The sequence below is a fragment of the Priestia sp. FSL W8-0001 genome (assembly GCF_038050335.1).
Classification (GTDB): domain Bacteria; phylum Bacillota; class Bacilli; order Bacillales; family Bacillaceae_H; genus Priestia; species Priestia flexa.
In genome coordinates this window covers 3,615,001-3,634,092 of sequence record NZ_JBBPAL010000001.1, presented here as the reverse complement: position 1 = coordinate 3,634,092, position 19,092 = coordinate 3,615,001, and the positions used below count along the sequence as shown (strand labels likewise).

The window sequence follows — 19,092 nt, the reverse complement described above, 5'->3', positions numbered from 1 at the left end:
CAATAGATTAGATTTTCTATGAATGATTATATAATACTTTAACAGTGCGTGCATCCTTGCTACTCAGTAGTATCAACGTTTTTCACCTGTCTTATTAAATAAATAGAAACTCGTCTACACAACCTCAAAAAAAATTTTTTTTTTGAATAAAAACCGTCGATTTTTGTCACCCTAATAGTGAGGTGATAAATGTGTATCTCAGACAAATTATAGCGAGTGGATCAATATTTGGAGTTCTAGTTACTGGAGGATATATGGTGGATAGTCACCTAACTGCTAAAGAACAGCAAAAGTTCAACATGTCTCCAATTCAATATGAACAAATGTCTACATCTGCTGACACTGCCATTATTGAAAGGCCTGTTGAACTCCCGACTTATAAGCCAAGAGAATATGTAAAGATTGGCGCAACCAATTATGTCATTTCTGAAGGGAAATCCATTCTTGAAGAAAATGAATAAATCTTAAATAGCGAAGAATTGAAAACGGTTTTAAGAATGCGCTCTTTAAACCGTTTTTTATTGTTATGAAAAATCATATTGTGAAAAGCAAAAATCTCCTATTAGAAGGTTGTTTTATGAAAGAGAAAAAGTGTATAGTGAAAAAGAATTTGTAAAAGACTAGGATAACAACATTTGTATTAATGTCTTTTACTTGAATTCATTGCATCCTTTCGATAAAGTGAAAGAAAAGAACAATTTAATGGAGGAACAGAATATGACACATGTTCGTTTTGATTATTCAAATGCGTTATCTTTCTTTGGTGAGCACGAACTTACATACCTTCGCGATGCTGTTAAAGTAGCGCATCATTCAATTCATGAAAAAACAGGGGCAGGTAACGACTTTCTAGGATGGGTAGACCTACCAACTGACTATGACAAAGAAGAATTTGCTCGTATTCAAAAAAGTGCAGAAAAAATTAAAAGTGATTCAGATGTTTTAATTGTAATTGGTATTGGTGGTTCTTATCTAGGAGCACGTGCTGCAATTGAAATGTTACAACATTCATTCTACAACACGTTATCAAAAGAACAGCGTAAAACGCCACAAGTAATCTTTGCTGGAAATAATATTAGCTCGACATACATGAAAGACTTAATGGATGTATTGCAAGACAAAGATTTCTCTATTAATGTTATTTCAAAATCAGGTACTACTACAGAGCCTGCTATCGCTTTCCGTATTTTCCGTAAATTGTTAGAAGAGAAATATGGTAAGGAAGAAGCGCGTGGTCGTATTTACGCTACAACAGATAAAGCGCGTGGAGCATTAAAAACGCTAGCAGATGAAGAAGGCTATGAAACATTTGTTATTCCTGATGATGTTGGGGGCCGTTATTCTGTGTTAACAGCGGTAGGGCTTTTACCGATTGCAGCTGCTGGTTTAAAAATTGAAGACATGATGAAAGGTGCAGCAGCAGCACAAAATGATTTTGCAGCTTCTGAGCTTGAGCAAAACCCTGCGTACCAATATGCAGTTGCTCGAAACGTTCTTTACAATAAAGGTAAAACAATTGAGATGCTAATTAACTATGAGCCAGCTCTTCAATACTTTGCAGAGTGGTGGAAACAACTGTTTGGTGAAAGTGAAGGAAAAGACCAAAAAGGTATCTATCCTTCTTCAGCGAACTTCTCTACTGATCTTCACTCATTAGGTCAATATGTACAAGAAGGTCGCCGTGACTTATTTGAAACAATTGTGCAAGTAGAAAAGTCACGCCATGAATTAACAATTGAGTCAGATGCAGCAGATTTAGACGGCTTAAACTATTTAGCTGGTGAAACAGTTGATTTTGTAAATAAAAAGGCATTCCAAGGCACGATGCTTGCTCATACTGATGGTGGTGTGCCAAACTTAGTTGTAAGCATTCCAGCTTTAGATGAGTATACCTTTGGTTATTTAGTATACTTCTTCGAGAAAGCTTGTGCGATGAGTGGTTACCTATTAGGTGTTAACCCATTTGATCAGCCTGGTGTAGAAGCATATAAGGTAAATATGTTTGCGCTTCTTGGTAAACCAGGGTTTGAAGAGAAAAAAGCAGAATTAGAAAAACGTTTAAAATAAGATATCAAGTAGAAGTGCGGAATTTGTTTCCGCACTTTTTTTATGGATAATTTATAGTGAAAAGGAGATATTAACAAAAGAGGAGGCGAGGTAATGATTGAATTAGCTTCAAAATTAGAAGGTGAACTATTTAAGCTATATGTATTAGAGCAGACATTAAAGCCACTGGGATACGTTATAGGAGGGAACTGGGATTACGACCACGGTTTTTTTGATTATAAGATAAATGATGAAGTTGGATACCAGTTTTTACGAATTCCTTTTCAGGCTATGGATGGTCAGCTGGATTCACAAGGAACAACAGTTCAAATTGGAAAGCCCTATTTGCTTTCACACAAATATCAAATTGGGCTAGATGATAATGTTCATGTAGGTAATATTAATGCATCGTTTAATCAATTTGCAGAGCCTCAAGATCCTGATGCACAATTTCCTGATGAATACCTTTCGTTAGGAAAAGAATTGTTAAAAGAAGCAGAAGAAGCGTTACAAAGCTAAAAGAAGGTAGAGGGATTGTTACTCTTTTAGCTTTGTAACAAAAATATTTTCATGCATTAATTGGCTAATCAGTTCATTCGTTTTAATGATTTCATTAATTCCAATTGTTTCTGCATTTCGGATATGCTTTTCAGTTAAAAGCTCAGCAATGAGATAGGCAGAAGGATTGGCGCCTCTAATCGCTACCAGTGTCACAATTGTTTGCATATCAGCTTGTTCTTCTGTTGTATGTTGATCAGCAGTTATTAATACCTTTTTCGCTTTTGAAAGGTTCGCTAATGATAACGTATTAGAATCGGAAGCACTGCCTTTAATGAAGTGTAATCGATCACAAATCATTGGATTTTTCTTTAGGCTACTGTCAATTAAGACAATAACTTCTTCGTGAAAAGCCTTTTTATATTCTTCAATAACCAGTCTAGCTCTTTCATTCCAACCAATAATAATAAGGTGACCTTCGCCTAAAAACTTTAAATTTCCTTCTAGATAGGCATTTTCTTTTGACACGGCAATTGTAGCCAGTGAAACAAAGTAGGTAGTAATAAAACCTGTGCCAATTAAAATTAAAAGCATAGCAATTAGCTTACCTATAACGGTGTCTGGCACAAAATCTCCATAGCCAATTGTTGAAATGGTAATAACTACCCACCAAATCCCATCAAAAATTGTAAAAAAAGTTTGTGGTTCAGCTATGTGCATAATAGTTCCAAATAAAATAACTAAAAACGTAATAATAAATAGTAAACGCGTTATGACAGAGCGTCGGAAAAAGCGAAACAGAAGCCAATCGACCATAAAAAAAACCTCCTAGCATAAGGGTCTAGTTATTAGTATGACCAACTTATGAAAGAGGTATAAGAACTTATCTCGTTTTTACTTCCATATATTCAATCCATTCACCGTCAGGGCCATAAAAGAATAAATATTTTGCTCCGTTAGGCAACGTTACGATTTCTTCGTCTACAAAAGAAACGTTGAGATTCTTTAAACGTGAACGTTCTTCTTCGATATTGTCTACTGTAAGCGCAAAGTGATGAACTTTCCCTTCTGAAGGTAGTGAAGGGTTGTATCCTTCAATTAATTCAACAATGATATTGTTGTCTATTCCTAAGAAAGCTAGCTTCAAGGACGGATCTGTATGTGGAAACGTTTCTAGTAATTCTAACCCAACAATTTCTGTATAAAATGTTATTGACTCTTGAATATTTTTTACCTGAATACCTACGTGCCCAAATCCTAGAATTGCCATAATTATCACCTTTTCTGAATTAGTTTCTGTATAATAGTTTAAATTTTCGGTCAAATACAGTCAAATAAAAAAGCAGCATAATAGCTGCTCCAGTTTGTCGACAAAAGGGATTCGGAATGGTCTCATTCCGAACCCCTTTTTAGCTTTTTATGGGATTTGAAGCTATTTAATAAAAAGACAGACCTCTTCGAGTTCATCATTTAGGCCATTTTTGGACCTTGCCACGTCCAGTTGGCCATCTTCTTCAGGTTCATGGCAGCGAAAGTAAGCATCGCCTGCATCGACAATTTTTTAAGTCCCCTTAACGTTGTCCAACGCATGCCATGCTTTTCTTTTCCATCTGCGAATACACGCTCAATGGTTTCTTTACGTTTGGCATAAATCTCTTTCACCTCTGCGTGATAGCGAAGATGGTCTGCCTCTTCTACGTATTCCTGCCAAATATGACGCGTCACCACTTTCTGGTGGTCTTTACTCTCCGTACATCTGGCTAAAAATGGGCATGTCGCACAAATCTGTTTTGGCGATTTGTACTCCCGATATCCTTCTTTATTCGTTGTCGAGTAGGCCAAGATCTCACCTGCCGGGCAAAGATAACAGTCAAAGTATTCGTCATACACATAGTCATGTTTTCGGAAAAAACCTTTTTTCGTACGTGGTCGTGTGTATGGCAAGGCAGGGGTCATCCCCTGTTCCAATAAGTAACGGGTAATCGCAGGAGTTTTGTACGCGGCATCTGCGGCGACCGCTTCAGGCTTTCCGACTCTCTCGATGACCTTTCCGACCAATGGCTCTAAAATCTGACTATCATGTGTGTTGCCAGGTGTGACCATGGTGCCAAGCACAAAACCGTTACGATCCGCGGCTGCGTGAAAAGAATAGGCGAACTGCTTCGTCCGTTCATCCTTCACATAGTAACCACTCTCTGGATCGGTGGTGCTTTCTTTGATTTCTTTCTTCTCTTCCTTCTCAAACTTGTCCGGAGGAAATGGTTTTTTTCCGTGATCTTCCCGGTCCTGGTTAATCTCTTCTTGAAGGCGTTCCTGATACGCGCGTGTCTCTTTGCGAACGACTTTCTTTTCAAATTTGCGTTTGTTCGCACTCGCTTTAACATGGGTCGAATCCACGAAAACGTGCTCGGCACTGATTAGCTTTTTCTCGGCAGCTTCCTTTAAGATGCGATAGAAAATCTGTTCAAACAGATCGGTATCTTTAAAACGGCGTTCATAGTTTTTTCCGAACGTAGAGAAATGAGGCACTTTATCGTGGAAACCATACCCAAGGAACCAGCGATAGGCCATATTGGTTTCCACTTGTTCAATCGTTTGGCGCATGGACCGGATTCCAAACGTGTATTGAAGGAAGGTCAATTTAATTAAGATGACAGGATCAATACTGGGACGACCGATTTCTGAATACATGTCCTTCACCAAGTCATAGATGAACGAAAAATCAAGTGCTGCCTCTATTTTACGAACCAAGTGGCTGGCCGGTACCAATTGATTTAACGTAATCATTTCTAATTGATCTCGTTGAATGGGATTATGTTTCGAAAGCATGTCAATCACCTCAAGTTATGTAGTACTTCCATTGTAAAATAAAAAAGACTGTAGGCAAACTGGATTTCTTCCAGTTTGTCTACAGTCTGAAGCAGCATAATAGCTGCTCCTTTATTATTTATCAATTTCTCGAGAGCGTTCCCAGAAATCTAAATTCTCTAAGCCTTTAACAGAATCTTTGTAGAAAACAGGATCTTTTCCTGCTTTACGCTGAGACAAGTAATCGTTTAAGACTGCAATTGCAACTTTTCCTAGTAAAACAATTGCAATTAGGTTTGTAATTGCCATTAGGGCCATAAATAAGTCTGCAAGTCCCCAAACAACGCCTAAGCTTGCAACTGAACCAAACAATACCATTAAGATAACCCCGAATCGATAAAGGTTTAACCAGATTTTGTTTGATGTTAAAAATTCAATGTTTGTTTCTCCATAATAATAGTTAGCTACTAATGAGCTAAATGCAAACATAAATAAAATGATAGCAATGAATTGAACAGCCCATCCACCGATATGTGTACTTAACGCAACTTGAGTCAATTGAATTCCTTCAAGTCCAGGCGTTGCATACGCACCAGATAATAACACGATAAATGCAGTACAACTACAGATGATTAGCGTATCGTTAAAGACAGCCAGAGCTTGAATGAAACCTTGCTTAGCTGGGTGACTGACAGATGCCGCTGCGGCTGCGTTAGGTGCACTACCCATACCAGCTTCGTTGGAGAATAATCCGCGTTTGATACCATTCATGATGGCAGCACCGATGGCACCGGCAAATGCTTCTTCAAATCCAAAAGCGCTTTTTATAATTAATGCGATCATATGTGGAATTTCTGTAATATTAATAGCTAAAACAACTAATGCTAGTCCAATATATACAACTGCCATTACTACTACAATTAACTCTGATGCTTTGGCTACTCGTTTAATACCACCAAAAATGAGAACACCTACAATGGCTGTAACAACAACACCAACAATTAAGCGATTAACGCCAAAAGCTTCTTCAAAAGCAAGTGAAATAGTATTAGCTTGTACAGAGTTAAATACTAATCCGAATGAGATTGTAATTAAGATGGAAAATAAAACACCCATCCAGCGTTTGTTTAAACCTTTTTCCATGTAGTAAGCAGGACCACCACGAAAACCGTCTTTGTCTTTTACTTTATATACTTGAGCAAGGGTGCTTTCAATAAAAGCTGATGCTGATCCAACTAAAGCAACAACCCACATCCAAAACACTGCTCCAGGGCCCCCAAGAGCAATTGCAGAAGCAACACCAGCAAGGTTCCCAGTACCTACACGAGCTGCTGTACTAATAGCAAAAGCTTGAAAGGAGGTAATTCCTTTTTTATCGCTTCCGTCTGTTTTAGCGCCTTCACCTAACAAGCGAACCATTTCTTTGAACTGACTAAACTGAACGAATTTTGTACGAATTGTAAAATATAATCCAACTAATAAAAGAAGCGCAATTAATATGTAGGTCCATAAAAAATTATTGGCTTCATCCACAAAGCTGCTGAATAGAGTCGATATGGTTTCCATCCTAAAAGTTCTCTCCCTTAATAATGATTAACCTTAGCTGTTCATAAAAAGAGTCATTTTAATGATGCTTTTTTAAAATGTGTAAGGTTTTCTGACATTAGTGATTATAGCGCGTTAGACGTATAAAAGGCAACCTGTAATAAGTTTTTTTTATCGTGTAATCTCTTTTTTTATAACTATAAGGTATGATGTCAGGCAGGTGTAGTCACTTACAGGATGTTTTTGCTGGAATGGATTGGATATAAGCTACCTTCTAAAGCAAAAGATATTCGACCGCTTTCTTCTGATACAACTAAAATAAGTGCGTCGCACTGTTCAGACATACCAAGAGCTGCACGGTGGCGTGTTCCAAGCTTCTTTTGCAGTACTTTTGTGGACAGTGGTAAAACATTAGCAGCCGAAATAATTTGATTGTTTCTAATCACAATGGCACCATCATGTAATGGATTTCCAGGATAAAAAACTGTTTCAACGAGCGTAGACGTAACGGGAGCGTGAATAGGAATTCCTTTTTGAATTAAGTGCTCCACTGAGTCATTTCTCTCAATAACCATTAAAGCTCCATGATGTTTCTCAGATAAACTATGTATCGCGAGTGAAAGAGCTGCGTATTCGTGGGTGTAAGGAGACAAGTAGTGTCTTAAATAATAGGATGCAGCTGTGGACTGTACGCTTTGAAATAATTTTCTTAAGTCTTCAAAATCACATAAAACACAGTGGTCACTGCTTTCTAGATGTTGCTGAATTTTGGTTGCTTCCGCTGCTATTTGACTTAAATGATTGTGTAAACTTTGTTTAATTACATCATCTAATTGAAAAGAGTGACTTTCCATCATTGAACATAGCTCCAATCTAAAATAATTATTATGTTTTAATGTGTACGAAAGACATAAATCTATACTATAACGGTGTGAATTAAGAGTGACGCCCAAAAAAATTGCTCATATAATGAAAAAATAATAGATATTTCTGTTAATTTAAAGTATAGTTTTCTTATCGGATAAATTATTTTTACTGTTGACAAATATTCTAAATATGCTAAAATTTTTAAAAAATACTTATCCAGAGTGGTGGAGGGAACTGGCCCTTTGAAACCCAGCAACCTGCATGTTGTGCAAGGTGCTAACTCCAACAAAATGATTTTCATTTTGAAAGATAAGGTGAATTTGTTGCCTAATCAGTCTTTCAGATGTGGAAGACTTTTTATTTTTCATGAAAAAACAGAAGCCTGTTGAATATATTGTTAACAAATAAGGAGGGACTGTGATGGCACAAAACTCTGACTTAAATTCTGTTTTTGCAAGCGTAGAAAAAATGTTAAGCGACATGAAGTTTGGCTCAATCACGCTTGTGGTTCAAGATGGGAAAGTAGTTCAACTCGAGAAAAATGAAAAAGTAAGAATTAAATAAATAGCTGACTAGACAAACTAGAGGCGGTTTTATCCTTCATTATGGGGGTAAAACCGTCTTTTTTGATTGGATAACAAAGTATTGGAGTGAAAATCATGAGTGTATATACGTATGAAAATTGGCCAAATCAATTTCCGACTTTTGATGAGCAAGATGAAACAAAGGGAGCTTTAAAGGCATTAGAGTGGGCATATAACCATTATGGTGATTCTCTTATTTACGCATCTAGCTTTGGAATTGAAGGAATTGTATTAATTGATTTAATTTCAAAAGTGAAAAAAGATGCTCACATTGTTTTTTTAGACACAGGTGTTCATTTTAAAGAGACGTACGAAGTCATTGAAGCAATTAAAGAGAGGTTTCCAGATTTACGTATCCAAATGAAAAAGCCTAACCTATCGCTAAAAGAGCAAGCTGAAAAGCATGGAGATGAACTTTGGAAAACTGAGCCTAACCTATGCTGTCAAATTCGCAAGATTATTCCTTTAAAAGAATCACTTGCTCCGTATGATGCTTGGATTTCAGGGTTAAGAAGAGAACAATCTGAATCAAGAAGTAAAACAGAGTTTTTTAATAAGGACGAGAAATTCAAAAAGATTAAAGTTTGCCCATTAATTCATTGGTCTTGGAAAGAAATTTGGCGATATGTATATAAGCATAACTTGCCGTATAACAAACTTCACGATCAAGGGTATCCAAGCATTGGATGTGAGCCCTGTACGCTACCTGCCTATAACATGGAAGATTTACGATCTGGAAGATGGGCAGGTACTAAGAAAGTGGAATGTGGCTTACATGAATCTTAAATGAAAGAGCTGAAAATTTATGCTTGTTTACATTGCTTTTGCAATCGCCCTCTTTTTTGCGATGAATATTGGCGCAAGTGGTGCAGCTGCTGCTATGGGAGTCTCTTACGGTTCAGGTGCCATTAAGCATCGCAAAGTGGCATTAGTTATATGTGCACTAGGTATTTTACTAGGTGCTGTTATCGGTGGAGGAGAAGTTGTTAAAACCATTGGTTCTGGTATTATCCCAGAAAGTATTCTAACGGTGGAGCTAGTTATCATTATTTTAGCTTCTGCCACTCTATCATTATTCTTTGCTAATTTAATTGGAATACCACTATCAACTAGTGAAGTGACAGTAGGATCAGTTGTAGGTGTTGGGATTGCCTATCAATCTGTTTATATACAAAAGCTATTAATTGTTATGAGCTTTTGGGTTATTGTACCGATTATTTCGTTTGTAATTGCCTTTGTATGTGGGTGGTTATTAAAAAAGAAAAAAACGCCTACTCAGCAAAAGTGGAAAAAGCCACTTGCAGTTTTAGTAATAGCTACCGGTTTTTTTGAAGCTTTTTCAGCCGGTATGAACAACGTAGCAAACGCCGTAGGCCCGCTTGTTGGAGCTGGTATGATCAGTACATCAACTGGCGTTATAGCAGGTGGGTTAGCCGTTGCGGTTGGTGCATTACTTTTAGGAGATCGAGTAATTGAGACAAATGGGAAGAAAATCACGGATTTCACGGTGGGTGAAGGGTGTATTATTTCTGGAACAGGTGCGTCGCTTGTTACCGCAGCTTCCGTATTTGGACTCCCTGTCCCTTTAACGCAGGTTACAACATCTTCTATCATTGGAATAGGGGCAGCTAAATCTGGTTTTACATCTGATCAAAGACAGGTCATTGTTCAGATGTTAAAGGTATGGGTTGTATCGCCGGTTTTTTCTCTCGTTATCTCTTACGGTTTAGTGAAATTAGTGGTTGAAACAGATTTTTATGCGTTTGTGGTATTGATAAGCGGTTGTATTGCAACTTATGGCATTCTTAGTTTAATTAAAACAACAAAACAAAAACAAGAAAACCAAAAGATGACTGCTTAAAGATAAATATTAGTTATTCATTGAGGAGGAGTTTAGAATGAGTTCGATTCAAGCACATGGTGGAGAGTTAGTTAATTTATATCAACCTGATTATGATTATACAGGTGTTACGAAAGAGATTGAATTAGATAATATTGCATTAAGTGATTTAGAGTTAATTGGAATTGGTGGATACAGCCCTATTACAGGCTTCTTAGGACAGCGTGATTATGAAGCTGTTGTGGAAGGAATGAGGTTAGCTGACGGGACAGTATGGAGTATTCCAATTACTCTTCCTGTTACAGAAGAAAAAGCACATGAGCTACAAGTAGGAGATCAAGTTAAGCTTGTTCAAGATGGTGTGGTTTACGGTGTTTTAACAGTATCTGAGACGTATAAGCCTAATAAGGAAAAAGAAGCAGAGTATGTTTACCGTACGGCAGAGCTAGCTCATCCGGGAGTGCGTAAATTATTTGAACGTCCAAATGTATATGTGGCAGGTTCAATTGTACTTGTAAATCGTACGCAAAAAGATAAATTTGAAACATATTATTTAGATCCAGCACAAACAAGAGAGGTTTTTAAAGAACGTAACTGGAAGAAAGTTGTAGGTTTTCAAACTCGTAATCCTGTTCATCGTGCTCATGAATACATTCAAAAATCAGCTTTAGAAATTGTTGATGGATTGTTTCTAAATCCACTTGTAGGAGAAACAAAATCTGATGATATTCCAGCGGATATTCGTATGGAAAGCTATGAGGTATTGTTGAAAAACTATTATCCAAAAAATCGCGTATTCTTAGCTGTTTTCCCAGCAGCAATGAGATATGCTGGTCCTCGAGAAGCTATCTTCCATGCATTAGTACGTAAAAACTTTGGATGCACGCATTTTATTGTAGGTCGCGATCATGCTGGTGTAGGTGACTACTATGGCACATACGATGCGCAGCTAATCTTTAATAACTTTACAGAAGATGAACTTGGTATTACGCCATTATTCTTTGAACACAGCTTCTACTGCAAGAAGTGTGAAGGAATGGCTTCAACTAAAACATGTCCACATGAAAAAGAAGACCATGTCATTTTATCAGGAACAAAAGTACGTGAAATGCTTCGAAATGGTGAAGTTCCACCAAGTACGTTTAGCCGAAAAGAAGTAATTGAAGTGTTAATAAAAGGATTACAGCAAACAGTAACTTCAAATTAAGGGGCGGTTGAATTGAGTAAATCAACAAATATTACATGGCACGAATCAGGCATTAATAAAGAAGCAAGAAGACAACAAAACGGACATTATAGCTTTGTATTATGGTTTACTGGTTTATCGGGTTCAGGCAAGTCAACCGTTGCAAACGCAGTAGCACAAGCATTGTTTGAAAAAAACATTCGCAACTATGTATTAGATGGGGATAATATTCGCTTTGGTTTAAATAAAAATTTAGGCTTTTCTGCTGAAGATCGTACTGAGAACATTCGTCGTATCGGAGAAGTTTCGAAGCTGTTTGTTGACAGTGGGCAAGTTGTCTTAACAGCCTTTATTTCACCATTTAAAGAAGATCGTACGCAGGTAAGAGAGCTATTAGAAGCGGATGAATTTGTAGAAGTTTACGTAGAGTGCCCGCTTGAAGAGTGTGAAAAACGAGATCCAAAAGGGCTTTACAAGAAAGCGAGAAGTGGTGAAATTCGTGACTTTACAGGTATCGATTCACCTTATGAAGCTCCAGAAAATGCTGAACTGGTCGTAAATACATTTAATCAAACTGTTGAAGAGTGTGTTGAAACAGTTTTAGCATACTTAACAAATAAAAAATTTATTTAAAAGATATAAATAAAGGCCCTCACATCGCAAGAGCAAAGCTGTGCTTTGCATCGTGAGGGCCTTTGCTTTATTCATCAATAAGAGTAGATTAATAATATTGAGAGGGTGAAATAGAAAAATGGGGAAGGTGTATTTGGTTGGGGCAGGTCCAGGAGATCCAGAGTTAGTTACGGTTAAAGCAATAAAAGCTATTCAAAAAGCAGATGTAATTTTATATGATCGCTTGGTGAATAAAGAGTTATTAGAGTATGCTAAAGCAGAAGTGAATATCATTTACTGTGGTAAGTTGCCTAATTATCACACGTTGAAACAAGAAACAATTAATAGCTTTCTAGTGAAGTTTGCTAAAAAAGGTAAAGTTGTCGTGCGCTTAAAAGGGGGAGACCCTTTTGTATTTGGACGAGGAGGGGAAGAGGCAGAAGCTCTTGTAGAGAATAATATTGACTTTGAGATTATTCCTGGGGTTACATCGGGAATTGCTGCAGCTTCATATGCGGGAATACCTGTTACACATCGTGACTATAGTGCAAGTGTAGCTTTTATAACAGGGCATCGTCAAGACGAGCCTCGTAAAGCCATTAAGTGGGAGCAGTTAACAACAGCTGTTGATACATTGGTGATTTACATGGGTGTTAAAAACCTACCTTATATTTGTGAATCGCTTATGGAGCACGGAAAATCAAAAGATACGCCTATTGCACTCGTTAATTGGGGAACGTATGCTGAACAGCAGCGCACGGTTAGCGGTACGCTAGATACAATTGTTAATATCGTAAACAAAGAGAAGGTAGGAAATCCGAGTATAATTATTGTAGGCGAGGTTGTTCGCTTTCATGAAAAGCTAAATTGGTTTGAAAAATTAGCTTTTACACAATATGCTTGTGTTGAAGAGGCTTAGTAAAGAGGTGAATGGTATGGATGCAGTATTGTATATTTGTCACGGTAGCCGAGTAAAAAAGGGCTGTGATCAAGCCATTGAATTTATTGAAAGAAGCAAATCGAAGATTGATGTTCCCATTCAAGAAGTATGTTTTCTCGAATTAGCAGAACCTACAATTGAACAAGGTTTTAAGAGGTGTGTGGAGCAAGGAGCTACTAGAATCGCAATTGTCCCTATCTTATTGTTAACAGCTGGTCATGCTAAAGTAGATATTCCGGAAGAAATACACAAAGTTTATCAACACTATCCACATATCAAAGTTGTTTATGGTACCCCGTTTGGTGTTGACAATCAAATTGTGGATATCTTGATAGAGAGAATTAAGGAGACTGAAGTTACCATTAAAAAAGACGCAATGGTACTATTAGTAGGTCGTGGAAGTAGTGATCCTGAAGTCAAAAAGGATTTTCATGAAATTGCTCAACGCTTGGCACATAAAGGTGGGTTTCAGCATGTAGATACTTGTTATTTGGCTGCCACAACACCAAAGCTTTTAGAGGGCTTAAAACAGGCAAGTGAATCAAACTATTCACAAGTGTTTGTGTTGCCATATCTCTTATTTACAGGGATTTTGATGAACGAAATTCGAACAGAGTTAAAAAAATGGAATAAAGCTGAACAAGAGTTTATCTTAGCAAATTATTTAGGCTACCATGATAGGTTAAGTAATATCTTACAAAATCAAGTGAACAAATTATTAAACAGTCAAGGCAATGAATATGATGTTTACCGTTACTCTTAATTTAGAAGGTAAAACCATTTTAATTGTTGGCGGAGGAAAAGTAGCGGTTAGGCGTATACGCAAGCTGTTGGAACATAAAGCAGAGATCATAGTTGTTTCTCCACATGTGGATGATGAAATTCATGAATGGGACAAGCAAGGGAAAATAAAGGTGAAAAAGCGCTGCTTAGAAAAGAAAGACTTAGCTCACGTATTTCTTGTTGTAGTAGCTACTAATCAACTTGACGCTTTAGATATAGTAGAGAAAGAAAAGAGTGAACACCAGCTTATTAATATGGCTAGTGCTCACACAAAAGGAAATGTCTATATACCTGCGAGCTTTTCAAGAGGAGATCTATCAGTTGCCGTATCCACAAATGGTGCAAGTCCTTTGTTGACAAAGAAGCTTATTAGTGAGTTAAAGGTTCAGTTTGACGATAGTTATACACAATACACGTCTTTTTTAAAGCAGTGTAGAGAAATTATTCACAGCATGAATCTACCACATGTGGAAAAGTATAAGTTATTAACAGAAGCGACAGAGGAGGAGCTTCGATTATCAGAAAGATCCCAGGAACAATTTTTAAAGAAATTAAAAAATGTCTAAAAGGCATTATAGCCTTTTAGACATTTTCAATTTCAATGCTTCGAATGCCTGAAATCTTCTGTATTTCGTAATAAACTTCAGTGGTAGGGCGTTTTTGGTGAACGGACACCTTCATTCGAATATATAGTTGCCCCGTATCTAAATCTTTAATACGGATATTCTTTATTGTAATATCTTTTTCTTTAATGCTAGCTGTTGTCTCAACAATATTATGTTTATTAGCAAGTTTCAGTTGAAGGATAAGCTCTTTTTCACGTAGCTGTTTTGGTCCGAAAACCGTAATTAAAAATGGAAGCAGTTCGACGCTAATAATGAGCAAAATAACCCCTATAAATGCTTCCGTATAAAAGCCAGCTCCTACAGCGATACCTATACCAGCAGCTCCCCATATAATGGCAGCCGTTGTTAACCCTGAGATACTGTCATTTTCTTTGCGTAAAATAACTCCCGCACCAAGAAATCCAATACCAGATACAATTTGCGCTGCTAAACGCAGTGGATCCATAGTAATGTTATCACCATCGTTAAAAATGTGAGAGGACTCAATTGAGACAATGGTTAATAAGCAGCTAATAATTGAAATGACAAGCGACGTCTTTAAGCCTACAGGCTTACGCTTTAATTCTCTCTCCAATCCGATAATAAGTCCTAATAGAGCAGATATGCCAAGTTTCAATAACATTTGATGATCCATCTAATTCACCTATTTCACTAAACTGTGTTGTTTTATATCTGTATGATAAAATCAGGACAGATATGTATAGTTAGTATAGTAAACCATTTTTAGTGTTTAGAGATGAAAAATATCATTTTTTATGAAAAATTTTGAAGTTGTTCTCGTAATTTATATTTTTGGATTTTTCCAGATGCGGTCATCGGAAATGCTTCTACGAAATAGATAGACTCAGGTATTTTAAAGTGTGAAAGTTTGTTTTTGCAATACTCTTTAATTTCAGATGCTGTTGCTTCTACACCTGGCTTTAATTTAATGCAAGCCACCACTGTTTCTCCGTAATGTTTATCGGGAACACCAATCACTTGAATATCTTCAATTTTTGGATGAAGGTATAAAAATTCTTCGATTTCGCGAGGATAGATATTTTCCCCGCCTCTAATAATCATATCTTTTAAGCGACCGGTAATTTTAATATATCCCTCATTATCAATGACGGCTAAATCACCAGTATGAAGCCACCCGTCAGAGTCAATGGCCCTGGCTGTTTCTTCAGGCATTTTGTAATATCCCTTCATGATTAAGTAGCCTTTTGCGCAAAGTTCTCCTTGAACACCTATTGGTAATACGTGTCCGTTTATCGGATCGATGATTTTGACCTGTACGTGAGGATGAGCTTTTCCAACGGTTGTTACCCTTCTTTCTAGGGAGTCGGTAGTTGTTGTTTGAGTAATAACAGGTGAGCTTTCAGTTTGTCCATAGGCAATGGTGATTTCGTTAATTCCCATGTCATTCATTACGCGTTTCATTACTTCGGTAGGACAATTCGATCCAGCCATAATTCCCGTTCGTAAACTTGATAAATCGTAATCATGGAAATTTGGAAGATTTAGTTCAGCAATAAACATAGTGGGTACGCCGTGTAAAGCAGTGCACTTTTCTTTTTCAACAGTTTCAAGTACAACGGTAGGATTGAATTCAACGATGGGCACCATGGTCGCTCCAACACATACGGATGCTAATAATCCCATAACACAACCAAAACAATGAAAGAAAGGTACAGGGATACAAAGTTTGTCTTGGTGAGATAGCTTCATTGCATTAGCTACTAAAAGAGCGTTATTTACTATATTATTGTGACTAAGCATAACGCCTTTGGGAAACCCGGTAGTGCCAGAAGTATATTGCATGTTAATTACTTCTTCAGGGTATACATTTTGTTCAGCGAGAGTTAGTGCTTCATCTGAAATGTTCATACTATATAGTAGAAATTGATTCCAATTCATTTTTTGGTTTTTATTATCGATACTAATTAGATGTTGTAGTCTCGGAAGTTTATGGACAATAGATGCAATGATTGATGAATATGAAGTCGTTTTAAAGGAATCAATATAGAAAAGGGCGGTTGTATCTGAATGATTTAAAAGATATTCTACTTCGGCTTCTTGATAACTTGTATTTACTGTAACTAGTACGGCACCAATTCGAGCAGAAGCGAGTTGAAGTAAAATCCATTCCAAGCGATTGGTAGACCAAACTGCAATATGGTCTCCTTTTTTAATTCCTAATCCTAGTAGAGCTTTTGCAACTTTTCCCGTTTCGTTATACAATTCGTTATACGTATAGTGAATATTCTCTTGAGAGTAAATAGTGGCTGGGTGATTTTTAAATGCAGTGCTTGTTTCTTTTAATAATTGGCCAATTGTTAAATTCTTTAGCATCAATCTTAGTTCCCCCCTACTTAATGATTGCGCTTTCATTTAATATTGTACCAGCACTCTCTTTATGTTTCATAAAAAAACTTCGACAACCTGTCAGAGGGAATTTGTCGAAGCATAGAGAAATTTGTTAATAGAGTAATTGATAAAAGTAAGAAGTTAAAAGTGTAAAAAACAAACTTAAGGACGATAGAAAAACGAAAGGAATTCCTTTTACCTTTCCTTCAGAGTTCATTAAGCGCAAAGATTCGAAATATGCTTGAGAAATTAAAAAGATGGACATAATAAAGGATACGTACAGAGCGATTGAAATCCATAGGTTCATGACATCAACTTCCTATCTATTCAATGTTATTACTAGAAGATATGTGAGAATGAAAAGTTCTATTCCTATAAAAGGTCAGTCATCTAGTAAAATGATTTTTTTACTATAGTTAATTTTTTAAAAAAATATCAAAAAAGCAGTTGCTATATAAATAAAATAATGATATATTATTAAATGTCGCTGAGATAACACAGCAGACACGCTGAAAAAAAGCGGAAAATTATTTTAAAAAAGTTATTGACTTCACAGTAGTAACTTGGTAATATTAAAAGGTCGCTTCCGAGCGACGTTGAACTTTGAAAACTGAACAAAGCGACAAACGTCAACGTTAATTTTTTAAACTTTTATGAGCAAGTCAAACATTTCTTCGGAGAGTTTGATCCTGGCTCAGGATGAACGCTGGCGGCGTGCCTAATACATGCAAGTCGAGCGAACTGATTAGAAGCTTGCTTCTATGACGTTAGCGGCGGACGGGTGAGTAACACGTGGGCAACCTGCCTGTAAGACTGGGATAACTCCGGGAAACCGGAGCTAATACCGGATAACATTTTCTCTTGCATAAGAGAAAATTGAAAGATGGTTTCGGCTATCACTTACAGATGGGCCCGCGGTGCATTAGCTAGTTGGTGAGGTAACGGCTCACCAAGGCAACGATGCATAGCCGACCTGAGAGGGTGATCGGCCACACTGGGACTGAGACACGGCCCAGACTCCTACGGGAGGCAGCAGTAGGGAATCTTCCGCAATGGACGAAAGTCTGACGGAGCAACGCCGCGTGAGTGATGAAGGCTTTCGGGTCGTAAAACTCTGTTGTTAGGGAAGAACAAGTACAAGAGTAACTGCTTGTACCTTGACGGTACCTAACCAGAAAGCCACGGCTAACTACGTGCCAGCAGCCGCGGTAATACGTAGGTGGCAAGCGTTATCCGGAATTATTGGGCGTAAAGCGCGCGCAGGCGGTTTCTTAAGTCTGATGTGAAAGCCCACGGCTCAACCGTGGAGGGTCATTGGAAACTGGGGAACTTGAGTGCAGAAGAGAAAAGCGGAATTCCACGTGTAGCGGTGAAATGCGTAGAGATGTGGAGGAACACCAGTGGCGAAGGCGGCTTTTTGGTCTGTAACTGACGCTGAGGCGCGAAAGCGTGGGGAGCAAACAGGATTAGATACCCTGGTAGTCCACGCCGTAAACGATGAGTGCTAAGTGTTAGAGGGTTTCCGCCCTTTAGTGCTGCAGCTAACGCATTAAGCACTCCGCCTGGGGAGTACGGTCGCAAGACTGAAACTCAAAGGAATTGACGGGGGCCCGCACAAGCGGTGGAGCATGTGGTTTAATTCGAAGCAACGCGAAGAACCTTACCAGGTCTTGACATCCTCTGACAACTCTAGAGATAGAGCGTTCCCCTTCGGGGGACAGAGTGACAGGTGGTGCATGGTTGTCGTCAGCTCGTGTCGTGAGATGTTGGGTTAAGTCCCGCAACGAGCGCAACCCTTGATCTTAGTTGCCAGCATTTAGTTGGGCACTCTAAGGTGACTGCCGGTGACAAACCGGAGGAAGGTGGGGATGACGTCAAATCATCATGCCCCTTATGACCTGGGCTACACACGTGCTACAATGGATGGTACAAAGGGCTGCAAGACCGCGAGGTCAAGCCAATCCCATAAAACCATTCTCAGTTCGGATTGTAGGCTGCAACTCGCCTACATGAAGCTGGAATCGCTAGTAATCGCGGATCAGCATGCCGCGGTGAATACGTTCCCGGGCCTTGTACACACCGCCCGTCACACCACGAGAGTTTGTAACACCCGAAGTCGGTGGGGTAACCTTTATGGAGCCAGCCGCCTAAGGTGGGACAGATGATTGGGGTGAAGTCGTAACAAGGTAGCCGTATCGGAAGGTGCGGCTGGATCACCTCCTTTCTAAGGATTTTTACATGAAAAGCGAAGGCGATTGTTTAGTCATGAAAAGCGTTGGAGCTTTTGACAGGGAAACCGTTATTTGGTTTCGTTGACAAAAGTGAAACGATCGAATGACTAGGAGCCGTAGCTAGACAAGACGTACGTTTTGAAGCTTTGTTCAGTTTTGAGAGTTCAATCTCTCATT

18 protein-coding genes, 1 rRNA gene and 1 riboswitch are annotated in these 19,092 nt (G+C 38.1%); of the genes, 12 read left to right on the top strand and 7 right to left on the bottom strand.

Features of this window, described 5'->3' with window-relative positions:
• Nucleotides 1-254: 254 nt before the first annotated feature.
• The 3 genes from MKZ18_RS19145 (at nucleotide 255) to MKZ18_RS19135 (ending at nucleotide 2,565) form a co-directional block, all read left to right on the top strand.
• Complete coding sequence (locus tag MKZ18_RS19145) at nucleotides 255-461, top strand: hypothetical protein (RefSeq protein WP_152545157.1); 207 nt, start codon at nucleotides 255-257, stop codon at nucleotides 459-461.
• A 256-nt stretch (nucleotides 462-717) separates the two neighbouring features.
• Nucleotides 718-2,067, top strand: a complete 1,350-nt coding sequence (locus MKZ18_RS19140) for a glucose-6-phosphate isomerase (RefSeq protein ID WP_061785386.1) — start codon at nucleotides 718-720, stop codon at nucleotides 2,065-2,067.
• Between the two features lie 93 nt (nucleotides 2,068-2,160).
• On the top strand, nucleotides 2,161-2,565 hold the full coding sequence (locus MKZ18_RS19135) for a YugN-like family protein (RefSeq protein ID WP_076512347.1): 405 nt from the start codon (nucleotides 2,161-2,163) through the stop codon (nucleotides 2,563-2,565).
• Between the two features lie 18 nt (nucleotides 2,566-2,583).
• On the opposite strand, the gene MKZ18_RS19130 is transcribed toward MKZ18_RS19135, so the two are convergent.
• The 5 genes from MKZ18_RS19130 to cdaS all read right to left on the bottom strand — a co-directional run bounded on the left by MKZ18_RS19130 (nucleotide 2,584) and on the right by cdaS (nucleotide 7,751).
• On the bottom strand, nucleotides 2,584-3,360 hold the full coding sequence (locus MKZ18_RS19130) for a potassium channel family protein (protein ID WP_025908090.1): 777 nt from the start codon (nucleotides 3,358-3,360) through the stop codon (nucleotides 2,584-2,586).
• Between the two features lie 67 nt (nucleotides 3,361-3,427).
• Complete coding sequence (locus MKZ18_RS19125) at nucleotides 3,428-3,814, bottom strand: VOC family protein (RefSeq protein WP_061785384.1); 387 nt, start codon at nucleotides 3,812-3,814, stop codon at nucleotides 3,428-3,430.
• A 200-nt stretch (nucleotides 3,815-4,014) separates the two neighbouring features.
• Nucleotides 4,015-5,373: an IS1182 family transposase gene (locus MKZ18_RS19120; protein WP_144594447.1), complete on the bottom strand. Its 1,359-nt coding sequence runs from the start codon at nucleotides 5,371-5,373 to the stop codon at nucleotides 4,015-4,017.
• A gap of 114 nt (nucleotides 5,374-5,487) precedes the next feature.
• Complete coding sequence (locus MKZ18_RS19115; RefSeq protein ID WP_061785383.1) at nucleotides 5,488-6,918, bottom strand: alanine/glycine:cation symporter family protein; 1,431 nt, start codon at nucleotides 6,916-6,918, stop codon at nucleotides 5,488-5,490.
• A 209-nt stretch (nucleotides 6,919-7,127) separates the two neighbouring features.
• Nucleotides 7,128-7,751, bottom strand: coding sequence for a sporulation-specific diadenylate cyclase CdaS (gene cdaS, locus MKZ18_RS19110; protein ID WP_025908093.1), 624 nt, complete (start codon nucleotides 7,749-7,751; stop codon nucleotides 7,128-7,130).
• Between the two features lie 222 nt (nucleotides 7,752-7,973).
• Nucleotides 7,974-8,080: riboswitch (SAM riboswitch) on the top strand.
• Nucleotides 8,081-8,184: 104 nt separating this feature from the next.
• On the opposite strand from cdaS, the gene MKZ18_RS19105 reads away from it, so the two are divergent.
• The 8 genes from MKZ18_RS19105 to MKZ18_RS19070 all read left to right on the top strand — a co-directional run bounded on the left by MKZ18_RS19105 (nucleotide 8,185) and on the right by MKZ18_RS19070 (nucleotide 14,275).
• Complete coding sequence (locus MKZ18_RS19105; protein WP_076512348.1) at nucleotides 8,185-8,328, top strand: YezD family protein; 144 nt, start codon at nucleotides 8,185-8,187, stop codon at nucleotides 8,326-8,328.
• A 95-nt stretch (nucleotides 8,329-8,423) separates the two neighbouring features.
• On the top strand, nucleotides 8,424-9,134 hold the full coding sequence (locus MKZ18_RS19100; protein ID WP_025908094.1) for a phosphoadenylyl-sulfate reductase: 711 nt from the start codon (nucleotides 8,424-8,426) through the stop codon (nucleotides 9,132-9,134).
• A gap of 19 nt (nucleotides 9,135-9,153) precedes the next feature.
• The gene (locus MKZ18_RS19095; protein ID WP_025908095.1) at nucleotides 9,154-10,209 is read left to right on the top strand and encodes an inorganic phosphate transporter; all 1,056 of its coding nucleotides are present in this window, start codon (nucleotides 9,154-9,156) and stop codon (nucleotides 10,207-10,209) included.
• Nucleotides 10,210-10,246: 37 nt separating this feature from the next.
• Nucleotides 10,247-11,395, top strand: a complete 1,149-nt coding sequence (gene sat / locus MKZ18_RS19090; RefSeq protein WP_061785381.1) for a sulfate adenylyltransferase — start codon at nucleotides 10,247-10,249, stop codon at nucleotides 11,393-11,395.
• Between the two features lie 12 nt (nucleotides 11,396-11,407).
• Nucleotides 11,408-12,007, top strand: a complete 600-nt coding sequence (gene cysC / locus MKZ18_RS19085) for an adenylyl-sulfate kinase (protein ID WP_025908097.1) — start codon at nucleotides 11,408-11,410, stop codon at nucleotides 12,005-12,007.
• A gap of 118 nt (nucleotides 12,008-12,125) precedes the next feature.
• Nucleotides 12,126-12,905 carry a uroporphyrinogen-III C-methyltransferase gene (cobA, locus tag MKZ18_RS19080; protein WP_025908098.1) on the top strand — a complete coding sequence of 260 codons (780 nt, stop codon included), beginning with the start codon at nucleotides 12,126-12,128 and terminating at the stop codon, nucleotides 12,903-12,905.
• Between the two features lie 16 nt (nucleotides 12,906-12,921).
• Nucleotides 12,922-13,689, top strand: coding sequence for a sirohydrochlorin chelatase (locus tag MKZ18_RS19075; protein WP_061785380.1), 768 nt, complete (start codon nucleotides 12,922-12,924; stop codon nucleotides 13,687-13,689).
• Nucleotides 13,661-14,275, top strand: a complete 615-nt coding sequence (locus MKZ18_RS19070; protein WP_081801806.1) for an NAD(P)-dependent oxidoreductase — start codon at nucleotides 13,661-13,663, stop codon at nucleotides 14,273-14,275. The genes MKZ18_RS19075 and MKZ18_RS19070 overlap by 29 nt, the downstream gene beginning before the upstream one ends.
• A 16-nt stretch (nucleotides 14,276-14,291) precedes the next feature.
• On the opposite strand, the gene MKZ18_RS19065 is transcribed toward MKZ18_RS19070, so the two are convergent.
• Nucleotides 14,292-14,969 carry an MgtC/SapB family protein gene (locus tag MKZ18_RS19065; protein WP_025908101.1) on the bottom strand — a complete coding sequence of 226 codons (678 nt, stop codon included), beginning with the start codon at nucleotides 14,967-14,969 and terminating at the stop codon, nucleotides 14,292-14,294.
• A gap of 119 nt (nucleotides 14,970-15,088) precedes the next feature.
• Nucleotides 15,089-16,669 carry an AMP-binding protein gene (locus MKZ18_RS19060; RefSeq protein ID WP_061785397.1) on the bottom strand — a complete coding sequence of 527 codons (1,581 nt, stop codon included), beginning with the start codon at nucleotides 16,667-16,669 and terminating at the stop codon, nucleotides 15,089-15,091.
• 686 nt (nucleotides 16,670-17,355) lie between these two features.
• Here MKZ18_RS19060 and MKZ18_RS19055 point away from each other — a divergent pair.
• Nucleotides 17,356-18,908 (top strand): 16S ribosomal RNA (locus MKZ18_RS19055).
• Nucleotides 18,909-19,092: the final 184 nt, after the last annotated feature.